This is a genomic window from Haliscomenobacter sp., assembly GCF_040403615.1.
Lineage (GTDB): Bacteria > Bacteroidota > Bacteroidia > Chitinophagales > Saprospiraceae > Haliscomenobacter.
The window spans coordinates 1-11838 of sequence record NZ_JBBAKG010000124.1; the positions used below are offsets into that span (position 1 = coordinate 1).

At 47.3% G+C, this 11838-nt stretch carries 11 protein-coding genes; 7 read left to right on the forward strand and 4 right to left on the reverse strand.

The features are described from left to right. Positions 1 to 183 precede the first annotated feature (183 nt). From ABW391_RS25265 to ABW391_RS25280, 4 genes are all read left to right on the forward strand, one after another. Positions 184 to 1938 (forward strand): phospho-sugar mutase, encoded by a 1755-nt coding sequence (locus tag ABW391_RS25265; protein ID WP_353484685.1) that lies wholly within the window; start codon positions 184 to 186, stop codon positions 1936 to 1938. A 24-nt stretch (positions 1939 to 1962) separates the two neighbouring features. Further along, positions 1963 to 2871 carry a S1/P1 nuclease gene (locus tag ABW391_RS25270; protein WP_353484686.1) on the forward strand — a complete coding sequence of 303 codons (909 nt, stop codon included), beginning with the start codon at positions 1963 to 1965 and terminating at the stop codon, positions 2869 to 2871. Between the two features lie 62 nt (positions 2872 to 2933). Beyond that, positions 2934 to 3941: a sialidase family protein gene (locus ABW391_RS25275; RefSeq protein ID WP_353484687.1), complete on the forward strand. Its 1008-nt coding sequence runs from the start codon at positions 2934 to 2936 to the stop codon at positions 3939 to 3941. A gap of 21 nt (positions 3942 to 3962) precedes the next feature. Further along, the gene (locus ABW391_RS25280; protein ID WP_353484688.1) at positions 3963 to 5486 is read left to right on the forward strand and encodes a sodium:solute symporter family protein; all 1524 of its coding nucleotides are present in this window, start codon (positions 3963 to 3965) and stop codon (positions 5484 to 5486) included. 31 nt (positions 5487 to 5517) lie between these two features. On the opposite strand, the gene ABW391_RS25285 is transcribed toward ABW391_RS25280, so the two are convergent. Together ABW391_RS25285 and ABW391_RS25290 are read right to left on the reverse strand one after the other, a co-directional pair. After that, positions 5518 to 7047, reverse strand: coding sequence for a glycosyltransferase family 39 protein (locus tag ABW391_RS25285; protein ID WP_353484689.1), 1530 nt, complete (start codon positions 7045 to 7047; stop codon positions 5518 to 5520). Positions 7048 to 7199: 152 nt separating this feature from the next. After that, positions 7200 to 8240 carry a bifunctional transcriptional activator/DNA repair enzyme AdaA gene (locus ABW391_RS25290; protein WP_353484690.1) on the reverse strand — a complete coding sequence of 347 codons (1041 nt, stop codon included), beginning with the start codon at positions 8238 to 8240 and terminating at the stop codon, positions 7200 to 7202. 139 nt (positions 8241 to 8379) lie between these two features. Between ABW391_RS25290 and ABW391_RS25295 the strand changes: the two genes are divergently transcribed. Together ABW391_RS25295 and ABW391_RS25300 are read left to right on the forward strand one after the other, a co-directional pair. Beyond that, positions 8380 to 8802, forward strand: a complete 423-nt coding sequence (locus ABW391_RS25295) for a DUF6069 family protein (RefSeq protein WP_353484691.1) — start codon at positions 8380 to 8382, stop codon at positions 8800 to 8802. A gap of 217 nt (positions 8803 to 9019) precedes the next feature. Continuing rightward, complete coding sequence (locus tag ABW391_RS25300; RefSeq protein WP_353484692.1) at positions 9020 to 9736, forward strand: glycoside hydrolase family 73 protein; 717 nt, start codon at positions 9020 to 9022, stop codon at positions 9734 to 9736. A 4-nt stretch (positions 9737 to 9740) separates the two neighbouring features. Here the strand turns inward: ABW391_RS25300 and ABW391_RS25305 are convergent, their stop codons facing one another. Further along, positions 9741 to 10586 (reverse strand): alpha/beta fold hydrolase, encoded by an 846-nt coding sequence (locus ABW391_RS25305; protein ID WP_353484693.1) that lies wholly within the window; start codon positions 10584 to 10586, stop codon positions 9741 to 9743. A 59-nt stretch (positions 10587 to 10645) separates the two neighbouring features. Next, entirely contained in the window at positions 10646 to 11101 is a 456-nt protein-coding gene (locus ABW391_RS25310) for a YHS domain-containing (seleno)protein (protein ID WP_353484694.1), read from the reverse strand. Positions 11102 to 11265: 164 nt separating this feature from the next. Between ABW391_RS25310 and ABW391_RS25315 the strand changes: the two genes are divergently transcribed. Continuing rightward, positions 11266 to 11838, forward strand: a 573-nt coding sequence (locus ABW391_RS25315; RefSeq protein ID WP_353484695.1) for a Crp/Fnr family transcriptional regulator, incomplete at its 3' end; no start/stop codon positions are given.

The following is an 11838-nucleotide window of genomic DNA, read 5'->3' on the forward strand; positions in this document are numbered from 1 at the left end:
TGCCAACATTGAAAATTTTGTGGTAACGGAGTTCATTCGGTGCATAATCGTTTTTTGAGTTTTGTGACAACAAGATAAAATGGCACGATTGAATTTTTGAGATTTTTTTTCAATGTAAGCTAAATCCTTTAGCTTTACATCCGTCAAAATCCTCAATCGAAAACAGTCCCAAACGTGCCAACCATGTCAAATACAATTGACACTCAAACCCGCCAGCAGATTCAAACCTGGCTTGACGGCAACTATGATGCCGAAACCAAAGCTGCCATCCAGGCTTTATTGGATGCCAACAACGATACCGAACTCACGGATTCTTTCTACAAAGATCTGGAATTTGGCACCGGAGGATTGCGCGGAATCATTGGTGTAGGTTCCAACCGCATGAACCGTTATACCGTTGGTGCAGCCACCCAAGGTTTGGCCAATTACCTGAACCAAAACTTCCCAGATCAAGAAATCAAAGTAGCCATCGCACACGATAGCCGCAATATGTCGCCTGAATTTGCCCGTATTGTTGCGGATGTTTTTTCGGCCAACGGCATCAAGGTATTCTTGTTTAGTACGCTGCGTCCTACCCCGGAATTGTCTTTCGCCATCCGGCTCCTGGGTTGTAAAAGCGGCGTAGTCATTACGGCCTCACACAACCCGCGTGAATACAATGGCTACAAGGCTTACTGGACGGATGGCTCGCAAGTAGTGGCGCCACATGACGCAAACATCGTTGCAGAAGTAAATAAGATTCAATCGATCGACGATATTCGGTTTGCTGGAAACTACGACCTGATCTCCTTGATCGGTGAAGAAGTGGACGCGGAGTTTCTCAAAACCATCCAGGCCAATAGCATCAATCCAGCGGTCATCAAGCGCCAGCACGACCTCAAGATCGTGTATACGCCCATACATGGTACGGGCATCACCCTCGTACCCAAAGCACTGGAGCTGATTGGCTTTACGAATGTGCACATCGTAAAGGAGCAAGCCACTCCCGACGGCAATTTTCCAACGGTGGTATACCCCAATCCGGAGGAGCATGAAGCGATGTCGATGGCCATGCAGCAAGCCAAAGCACTGGATGCAGACCTTGTCATCGCTACCGATCCCGATGCCGACCGCGTAGGTGCTGCAGTAAAAAATCAGGCAGGTGAATGGCAATTGCTGAATGGCAATCAAATGGCCAGTTTGATCATTTACTACTTGCTGCAAGCCTGGAAAGACGCTGGCAAATTGCAGGGCAAAGAGTTTGTGGCCAAAACCATCGTGACCACCAACATCATTGATGCCATGTGCGCCGCCTATGGCGTGCCTTGCTACAATACCCTGACGGGCTTCAAATACATCGCCCAAGTGATTCGGGAGTTGGAAGGCAAGGAAAAATTCATTGCCGGTGGCGAAGAAAGTTACGGTTACCTGATCGGTGACGCGGTACGCGACAAAGACGCGGTTGCGTCTTGCGCCATGATTGCCGAACTTACCGCTTATGCCAAAGACCAAGGCCTGAGCTTGATCGACTTCCTGACCCAGATGTACCAGAAGTACGGCTTCTATTACGAAGGCTTGATCTCCCTGACCAAAAAAGGCAAAGCAGGTGCGGAAGAAATCCAGAAAATGATGGCCGATATGCGCAGCAATTTGCCTGCGTCGGTAGCGGGGTCTGCACCAATTGAAGTGCTGGACTACCAAAATTTGACCAGCAAAAACCTGCGTACCGGCGAAGTCACCGCTATTCCACAAGGCATGGGCATCGAGCATTCCAATGTGATTCAACTTATCCTGGAAGATGGAACAAAGGTGTCGGCTCGCCCAAGTGGTACCGAACCAAAGATCAAATTTTATGTATCGGTGCACACTCCATTGAATCGCCCTGAAGACTTTGACGCTACGCTGAATAGCTTGAAAGAAAAGGTAAAAGCGATTCAAACGGATTTGGGATTGATGTAATTGATAATTTTATTTTCCGATTCTATGAAAAAGATATTCTTTTTTGCTTTGGCTTTGATGGTATCCGTGCAGGCCAAAGCTTGGTGGGATCATGGCCATATGGTTACAGCCATGATCGCGTATTTGAACCTGAATAAGACTGCTCGTGCGAAAGTCGATTCTTTGACGGCAGTTTTGGGGCGCGATTACCCCCAGGTCAACCACTTTATTGTGACCGGCCCTTGGCCAGATGACCTCAAAGCAGATGGCGTGCATGCTTACGATAGCTGGCACTACACCGATGTGCCATTCAATCTGAACAACATTGCTGTTCCTGGTCAGCCGGAAGTAGACATCATCTGGGCCATCAATCAATGCACCGAAATCCTCAAAGCGCCGCAATCAAAGGCGTTGGAGAAGGCGCGGTTTCTCTCTTTTTTGGTGCATTTTGTCAGCGACTTGCACCAGCCCTTGCACAGCACTTCCCGATTCAGCAATGATATACCGGGCGGAGATTCCGGCGGCAATCTTTTTCAGCTCAAAGGCAATTGGCGCAACCTGCATGCCCTTTGGGACGACGGATGTGGATATTTGAGCAGCTACGGAGACATTCGCCCTTTTGGAAAGCCCAAAGAACCGCTGACCGAAGCGCAAATCGAAAGAGTTAAAGATCTGGCCAAGGATTTGATGAAGCAGTATCCTGAGAAAGACTTCAACAATGTGGAAACCCTTGATCCCGATTTCTGGGCGCTTGAGAGCCACAAATTGTCCAAAAAATACGTGTATGGCATAAAAGGCAAAGACGACAAAGGCCGCAACCAATACCTGATGCCCAACGACGAGCCTACCCCTTTTTACCTGGAACAAGGCCAGGAAGTGGTGCGCAAACAATTGACATTGAGTGGCTATCGTTTGGCGGCGATGCTGAATGAGTTGTTTGGGGAGAAGAAATAAGCACAAAAACAGAACATACTTGACAAGTTGTCAAGTATGTTTTTTTGAAAAAACACCAAGCCATGAAGTTTTTGCCAGTTTTTTTCCTCTTTTGTACTGCACTCAGCGCCCAAAGTGTCAATTTCAAATCTGAATTCATTTACGAGCAAGCCCCTTTTCCTTCAGCACATGCCTCAACCCTGGTGGAAACTCCGCAAGGGTTAATGGCAGCCTGGTTTGGTGGCACACATGAACGGCACAAAGACGTTGGCATCTGGACAAGCCAGATGGCAAATGGAAAATGGACGCCCCCGGTTGAAGTGGCCAATGGGGTACAAAGCGAAACCCTGCGCTACCCTTGCTGGAATCCGGTATTGTTTCAAATGCCGGGAGCAGAACTGTTGTTGTTTTACAAAGTAGGCCCCAGCCCCTCCGAATGGTGGGGCATGCTGATCCGCTCAAGGGATGGCGGTCAAACCTGGTCTACCCCTGAAAAACTGCCAGAGGGTATTTTAGGCCCCATCAAAAACAAGCCCGTCTTGTTGAAAGATGGTACGCTGCTTTGCCCCAGTAGTTCGGAACACGATGGCTGGCGGGTGCATTTTGAAAGCACCAAAGACGCCGGACGAACCTGGCAAAAGACGGAAGCGATCAACGATGGCAAACAATACGCGGCCATCCAACCTGCTATTTTGCAACATCCCGATGGAAGTTTGCAGATTTTGTGCCGCAGCAAAAACGATGCTGTTTTGGAATCTTTCTCCAACGACAATGGCAAAACCTGGTCGCCACTGCAAAAGACCAGCTTGCCCAATCCCAACTCAGGAATCGACGCCGTCAACCTCAACGATGGTCGGTATGCGGTGGTGTACAACAAAGCCACCCAGAAAAAAGGCGGAGACCGCTCCAAACTCTACATCGCCTTATCCAAAGACGGCAAGTTTTGGAGTGATTTGCTCCCACTCGAAAACGAACCCAAGCAGGAATTTTCTTACCCTGCGGTGATTCAAACTTCGGATGGCCGCATTCAAATTACCTATACTTGGAAGCGCCAGCGCATCAAGTACGCCTCGATCGGGTTACTGCAATAAAGGGACAAACCACGAACCTACATGACGACCAACTTCCCTGTTGTTGACGGCTTTATCATTGTCCTCTACTTCTTGCTGATGCTGGGAATAGGGCTGTTTTTTTCCAAAAAGAACAACAACTCCGCTCAATTCAGCACTGCAGCGGGAAAAATTCCAGGTTGGGCGCTGGGTTTGTCTTTTTACGCCACTTTTTTGAGTGCGATCACTTTTTTGGGCGATCCCGGCAAGTCATTTGGCAGCAACTGGAATCCTTTTGCATTCAGTTTGTCTATGCCTTTTGCAGCGTATGTTTCAGCGCGTTTTTTTGTGCCGTTTTACCGCCAAAGTCAGCAAATTAGCGCGTATACGCACCTCGAACAACGCTTTGGTGCCTGGGCGCGCAGTTATGCCATGCTGTGTTTTATCCTGACTCAATTGGCCCGCATGGGGACTATCTTTTACGGCGTTGCCCTGATGCTGAATACCTTGACTGGCTTGAGTATGTACGGTATTATTCTGGGCTTGGGCGCTTGCATTGTGTTGTATACCGTATTGGGCGGAATGGAAGCGGTGATCTGGACGGAGGTGATTCAGGCCATCATCAAAACTTTGGGGGCATTGCTGATTCTGGGCATCGTGCTTTCGCAGGTCTCTTTTTCAAATGTAATTTCGAGTGGTTGGCAAGAGCAGAAGTTCAGCCTGGGCAGTTTTCGTTTCGATTTTTACAGCAGTACTTTTTGGGTGGTATTCTTGTATGGTTTTTTCATCAACCTGACCAATTTTGGTATTGACCAAAACTACATCCAGCGTTACCATACTGCCCGCAATGCCCATGATGCCGCACGCAGCATCTGGCTTTGCGTAGGGTATTATTTGCCTGTATCGATGCTGTTTTTCTTTATTGGAACGGCTTTGTACGTGTATTACCAGGCCAATCCCGAGCTGATTTTGGCCTTGAAACAACAAGTGTCAACTGAAAAAGGAATCACCCTTGCCAGCCTTACGCCAGCCGACTATGGCGACAAGGTTTTGCCATTTTTCATCAAAACCCAGATCCCCACAGGCTTCCTGGGACTGCTGATGGCCGCATTGTTGTCAGCAGCCATGAGTACCATGAGCAGTGGGATGAACAGTGCGGCGACGGTGTTTCTCCACGATATTTACCGACCGTATTTTGCGCCTCAAGCCAATGAAGCACAACAACTCCGGGTATTGCGCATGGCCATAGTGATCATGGGCTGCCTGGGTATGGCTTTTGGACTGGGCATGATTGGGGTCAAAAGTTTGTTGGATGCCTGGTGGAAGCTGGCGGGCTTGTTTGCCGGCGGGATGCTGGGCTTATTTTTACTGGGATTTTTGAACAAAAAATTGGGGGCATTTTCGGCCAAGGTAGCAGCAATTGTAGGTCTAGGTCTGATTTTTTGGCTGAGTTTCAAAGACATTTTTCCCGAAGCATTGCGCAGTCCCTTTGACCCCAAAATGACGGTGGTATTGGGGACGATTGCGATCGTGGGAATTGGAATGGGGGCAGAGTGGCTGCGGACACCAAAAAAGCAGGAATCATGATTAAATTTCACCAGGGCGTAAGTACGTCACATTAATCCTCCTCCCCTCTCTTGCGCTTGGCAATGTCCTCCCTCAGAATCGGAGCAATGGGCACTTTGGCACCTTCCAAAGCATAAATTCTTGCTCCCTTTTCGCGGGCATATTGATTTTCAATGCTGTCTACTAATGTAATTCGCTCAAAAAGTGGTTGCTCGTCCTTTCGTTTAGGATCATCGTCATCGGCGTTTTGAATTAAGATGACGTTTTTGATGGGGTGTTCCAAATTGATCCAATTGATGTAATCCGCATTGAGGGATACCGCCTGAATCCCCAACCGGGAATAAAAATTGATTGCTCCTGCTTGTCCGTAATTGTCGCACAAGATCAAGGTTGCATTCTTGTGGTCCATTTTGGCGTATAGTTTGTCCACCTTTTGCCCCAACTCGCTCCAACCCTGCATATCCGAAAAATCCTGCGGAAGTGGATGGTCTTTTCCATCTTCCCAGCGCAACATGCCAAGGGTTTGGTAAAATTCCGGGTGTTTGACAATTTCGATTGGACTTCTCATTGGCAGCAGGGTTTTGCCTATGACAAGAATCAAGAATACTGGCAACACTAGCAATGCAAGTCGTAAGTATTGCTTCCAGCTATTTTGCAAAATCGTTTCCAGGTAAACCGCACCGAATGCATGAAAGATGGGATACAACCCAATAGCGTAATAGCTTTTTGCCCTAAAAAACAGAAACAGCCCAAGGGTAAAAACAAATGCAAAACCCAGAAATCGATACGGGCGAAAAGGTCGATAAAAGCACAGAGCAAACAACGCGATCAGCCAAACTTCAAGTGAACCAATGAAAAAGAGTACCTGCTCGCGCAAAAAATCGATCCGTTGCACATTGACCAAATGTCGCTCTTGCAACTCTTGCATGTGTGCCATTACCGGAAAATCATGCTGGTATTGCCAATACAAATTGGGGGCAATGAGCAGCAAAACCAAGCCCAAAGCCAAATAAAAATTACGCTGAATGAATACTTTGCGTACCGGCTCAAGCAACAAAGCAGGCGCAAGCCCCAACGCCAAAAATGCAATGTTGTACTTGTTTAAAAAACCAAAGGCGAATGCAATGGCACAAAACCACAACCATTTGACTTGATCGGTTTGCACATAGCGAATGAAAGTATAATATACCAATGTCCAACTCAATACGTCAAGGGAATTGGGTTGGTACAAAACATTGAGCCGCAACAGCACTGAACACAACATGGAAATGGCTCCCAAACACAGGGCAAACAGGCCTCCGCCCAGGGATTCAATGGTTTTCCAAACTACGACTATGGTTAATGCACCAAAAAGTGCAGGAAAAAATTTTATCCAAAATACACTGCCGCCCAAAAACAAGATGATGCAAGAAATCCAAGAGGTAACTGGCGGTACCGAAAGGTAACCCCAGGCCAAGTGTTTGGCCTGATCCAGGTGCAAAAATTCGTCGCGTTGCAAGTCGTATTCGGGAGCAATGGCAAAATACTGGATGGCAAATTTCAATAGGATGAAAAGTGTTAAAAGTAAGGTTTTGGTGCGCATAGGTTGTCGGGTAATTTACTCTTAATCTGACGCAAAAAATTACTTCCCGATTTTTTTAGCCGCTTTTGAATAGGAAGCTCACTTGAAATGAACCGTTCTACTTCCTATTCAAAACCCAAAATCGAGAAGTTAATTTTTCTGCGTACTTGCCATCACAACTTATGTTTTTTTTCAAAATCAAGCAACCATTTTTTCCGCCAAAGCCCGCCTCCATACCCGGTTAGGCTGCCATCTTCGCCGATAATGCGGTGGCAGGGCACGATGATCGAGATGCGGTTCATGCCATTGGCACCCGCTACAGCCCGGATGGCTTCCGGTTTGTGCAACGCAATGGCTTGGGCTTTGTAGGAGCGGGTAGTGCCGTAGGGAATGTTTTGCAATTCTGCCCAGACCCCTTGCTGAAAATCCGTTCCGGGCGTAAACAAAGGCACGCTGAACTGTTGGCGCTTTCCGGCAAAATATTCCTCCAGTTCCTGTTGCAGTTGTCCAAAATACGGATTGCTTCCCTGCACGATCGTGGCGTTGAGGTAGCGCGACAAGGCTTTGAATTCTGATTCCAACATTTTGCGGTCGCTGAACTCTAGCAGACAGATTCCTTCTGCTACCCCGCAGGCAATCATGGTGCCAAGCGGGGTTTCGAGGCGCATCAGATCAATAACCCGTTGATCCTTACTCTTGGAAGGCGCTACGCCAAAAATGGTGCGAAATGAATCGCCAAATCCGCTCAAGGATTCAAAACCGCTTTCGTAAGCCACCGTACTCACGGATTCTCCTTCCTGGATTTTTTTGAAAGCCGTATTGATGCGGCACATGCGCTGGTAAGCATGAAAGGTGATGCCGTGATTTTTTTGAAACCAGCGGCGCAAAGCACTGGGCTCGATGCCTCTGCTACGCAAATCCCAGTCTTTTAGTTTCAAAGCAGGATCGGCGGCCAATTCATTCAAGAGGTCTTGAATATAGGTGGGGGTTTCGCCCAGTTTTTCGAGCGGGCGACATACTTTGCAAGGGCGATACCCATGCTGAATGGCCTCTTTGGTGCTTGAGTAAAATGTTACATTTTCGGGCTTGGGCTTGCGGGCCGTACAAGTTGGTCGGCAAAAAATGCCCGTCGTTTTTACGGCGGCGATGAAACTGCCTTCGTAGGTGCTGTCTTTGTCCAAAAGCGCCTGGTACATGGTTGCTGTGTCCAGCATGGTTTTTTTCTTTCAAAAGTACACGCTGGCGCAGCAATGGGCAACCGAAAAATTGACAAGTATTTTTTTGGATCTCCTTTTAACCAGTGATGCAATATATTCGTTTACACAAATTTTGTTTAACCATAAAAAATTGATCATGGGAAATGTTGAAAAAATTGTTGCCAAAAAATTGTTGTGGGCAGCACCATTGGCCGGCGCTATCGCTGCGGTAATCAACACTGTTTTGTTTTTTATTGGAACATCCTCCGGATTAATCGATTCCTCCATTCTGATTCCTGGCGCCAATGCACCGCTAACGGTAGTGCCAGTGATTGCGTCCTCCATCATTCCATCTATTGTTGCAGGGTTGGTTTTGGCCGGACTCAATTACTTTTTGAGCAAGCCTTGGCGGGTGTTTACCATCGTAGCCGGAGTATTACTGGTACTTACCTTTGCCAATCCATTCATGGGCATCCCCGGAATTCCGCTGGGAATGGGCATTTGGTTGAACGTGATGCACGTAGTGGTAGCTGGTAGCGTGCTGTATTGCTTTAATCGGTTTACCCGAACTGCCAACTGATCCAAAGCATTAGTATGACGCAAAAAATTACTTCCTGATTTTTTGCGTCATACTATGTGGTTAAGTTTTTCTAGTTTTATGCCTGCTTTTTACAATCAACAATCCTTTCCTTTTCCTAACGACCAAAATCACAACAAACTTCACAGTCAAGCAGGCACTTTTCAATTTTCCTGTTTGAGTATGCTTTATTCTATTCATCTTAATGTTTTAGCAGGAAATGAACCAGATTTTTCCACTACACTTGAAGACACCGGTCAACTTTTTATATCCCACCTTGCTTTGGGTTTGCCTATTGGTATCCGTTCCAGGCTGGGCACAGAACAAACCAGCAACTAAGCCTCCCATAAAACCAACCCTAAAAGCGACCATCAGCCCAACGGAAGCCGCCAAAAAACGGGAGGAAGAATTTGCCCGCAAAGTTGCGGAGGAAAAAATTCAGAAACTGGCCTACGTCAAGCAATATTCCTGGCTGGCCATCGAAGAAATGAAGCGCACCGGCATCCCCGCCAGCATCAAATTGGCCCAGGCTATAGTGGAGTCACGCTGGGGAACCAGTACTTTGTCTAAAGAAGGCAACAATCATTTTGGCCTCAAATGTGGCAAAGATTGGACAGGCATCGGCATCTACAAAGTTGACGACGACCGGGATTCCACTGGCACTTTGGTGGGATCTTGTTTCCAGTCCTATGCCACCATCCGCCATTCCTACATCAGCCACTCCAACTATTTGCTGAGCCCCGCCAAAAGTGTCCGCTACAGCTACTTGTTCAAACTGCATCCCCTCAACTACCAGGGTTGGGCCGAAGGCCTGCAAAAGGGTGGCTATTCCACCAATCCGAATTATGCCCTTATTTTGATCAAGACGATTGAGGACTTGGGATTGAGGGACTTGGATGTGAAGGTTTTAGGGGAGATGGGGGGATGGAAAAATTGAGAATTTATTGAAATTCCCCAATAAACCCCACCACCACCTCAACCACTTCCTTCCCATTCACGCTATGCCCAAGCCCTTCAAATCCGACAAAGCGACTATTTTTCCAAACCTCTGCCAATTGCTGCCCTTCGGCAAAAGACGCAATTTGATCTCCGGCATCGAACAGCAGCAGCCCTGGAACGTCCGTATTCCTTGCAAAATCGAACAAATCAAAAGCCTCGGTAGGTTGAGCAAATTTTTCCAGAATGGCCAGATCCATGCCCTGGATGGCCCGTGGGCTGAGTTGCATGATGCCATAAAAATTCTTAAGGATTTTGCGCAAACTGCTCGGGGCAGCGATCACTACTCCGCCGCGTACAAAACTGGGCTTGAAGGTAGCCAGGTAATACAACACGGACATGCCGCCAGCTGAGTGGCCAATGATAAAAGCAGGTTCAAAACGCTCTGCCACTGCTTTCATGGCCATACCATAACAATGGGCATCAAAGCGATCACTGCTCGTAGCGCCATGCCCAGGTGCATCCAATGCCACAATGCGGTAGCCTTTTTTCCGAAAAAGATTGATGAAGGTACGCCAGCGTGCCGAGTTGCTTTCCCAGCCGTGCGCCAGCAAGATGGTGGGGCCAGTGCCTTCCCAGAGGTAGGTTTGAATGTCAAGTCCTTCGGCTTGCAGGACTTCCCATTTCGCGCCTCGCAAAAAGAGTAGATCTTGCTCGCGCAGCCGGCCTTTGCGGGGCGTGCGGAAAATGTCGAGCGCCATGCGACCTGCACGGATCGGCGAAAAAAGGGCAGTAGTGTTGATTTGGAAGCGCAGTAAAGCGATGGCCAGATTGCGAAGGAATGGAGACATAATGGAATGAATTAAGGCGACCGCAAAGATCGCCTTAATCTCCGTATTTTCACTACGATTTAATTTTTACCTGCTACCGTTGGCCAGTTTTTATCTGCTTTTTTGATGAAGCCGGATTTGTCGTCGTTCCACTTGTTCTGTACATTATGGCTGTAGTTCAGGTACAGTTTGCCGTCTACTATCGACCAGGCAGTGGGGTCTATCGATACTGCGTAACCTTTGGAAACACCATAAGCACAGTACCCTCCATATTCAGGAACGTATTTTTCCGGGTTTTTCTTGAAGGTGTTCAGGTGTGCGGAAGAGGCAAATTGGTAGACCGCATTTTCAAACTTGAACTTAAAAGCATCGGAGCCTTTGACAGGTTTGTGGTCTTCAAAATAAGCTACCGGATCGTAGCCTTCGATGGCCAGTTGGTTTTTGTCTACGTTTACTTTAGCGCTATTTTGAGCAGAAAGGTGCATGCTTACACTGAGCAGGGATAAAACCAAAATGGATTGCAACAACTTTTTCATTTGTATTGGATTTTGAGAGGATAACGCTTCTTGAAACACTTTTGGTTGCAATAGTAGAGTCCAAAGCCACTGAATTGTTCGGATGCGGACGGTATTGCATCGAAAGGTGACCGGTAGATTCAAAAAAAATTAACTTTAGATCACCAAATATACACCTAACTTAAATGAAGCAAATCTGGTATTTTGAAGAGATAGACTTGTTCAACATTCTTTGTCCATACAAATATGCCGATCACATCAAGCATAGCCCTCCATTTACTTACCACAAAAACGATTTCCTGTTTTTGCCCAACGAGACCTCCAGTGAAATTTTCCTAATTACGGAGGGAAAAATCAAAGTTGGGAATTATGACGATGACGGCAATGAAAACATCAAAATTTATTTGACCCGGGGCGAATTGTTGGGGGAAATGGCTTTTCTGGGGCAAATGTCGCACCGGGATTTTGCGCAGGCCACCCAAGAAGGCACTCAGGTCTGCAAAATGAGTGTAGAAAAAGCCCGTGCTTTGGCCCGCGATTATGTACCCTTCAGCATGGAGATCAACAAACGGATTGGTGAAAACATCCGCAAACTGGAAAGAAGACTGGAAATATTGTTTTTTAAGGAAATAAAACGCCGTTTGATCGAATTGCTCAAAGACCTGACTGCTATGTATGGAGAGTCCTCCCCAGACCAACCAATTACCTATGTCAATCATTCCCTCACCCAGCAAGAAATGGCCAGTTTGATTGCAACC

What these genes read in the sequence shown, in the direction of transcription:
- ABW391_RS25270 (WP_353484686.1), top strand. Translation starts at nt 1,963, where the DNA reads ATGAAAAAGATATTCTTTTTTGCTTTGGCTTTGATGGTATCCGTGCAG.
- ABW391_RS25280 (WP_353484688.1), top strand. Translation starts at nt 3,963, where the DNA reads ATGACGACCAACTTCCCTGTTGTTGACGGCTTTATCATTGTCCTCTAC.
- ABW391_RS25295 (WP_353484691.1), top strand. Translation starts at nt 8,380, where the DNA reads ATGGGAAATGTTGAAAAAATTGTTGCCAAAAAATTGTTGTGGGCAGCA.
- ABW391_RS25275 (WP_353484687.1), top strand. Translation starts at nt 2,934, where the DNA reads ATGAAGTTTTTGCCAGTTTTTTTCCTCTTTTGTACTGCACTCAGCGCC.
- ABW391_RS25290 (WP_353484690.1), bottom strand. Translation starts at nt 8,240, where the DNA reads ATGCTGGACACAGCAACCATGTACCAGGCGCTTTTGGACAAAGACAGC.
- ABW391_RS25305 (WP_353484693.1), bottom strand. Translation starts at nt 10,586, where the DNA reads ATGTCTCCATTCCTTCGCAATCTGGCCATCGCTTTACTGCGCTTCCAA.
- ABW391_RS25300 (WP_353484692.1), top strand. Translation starts at nt 9,020, where the DNA reads ATGAACCAGATTTTTCCACTACACTTGAAGACACCGGTCAACTTTTTA.
- ABW391_RS25285 (WP_353484689.1), bottom strand. Translation starts at nt 7,047, where the DNA reads ATGCGCACCAAAACCTTACTTTTAACACTTTTCATCCTATTGAAATTT.
- ABW391_RS25310 (WP_353484694.1), bottom strand. Translation starts at nt 11,101, where the DNA reads ATGAAAAAGTTGTTGCAATCCATTTTGGTTTTATCCCTGCTCAGTGTA.
- ABW391_RS25265 (WP_353484685.1), top strand. Translation starts at nt 184, where the DNA reads ATGTCAAATACAATTGACACTCAAACCCGCCAGCAGATTCAAACCTGG.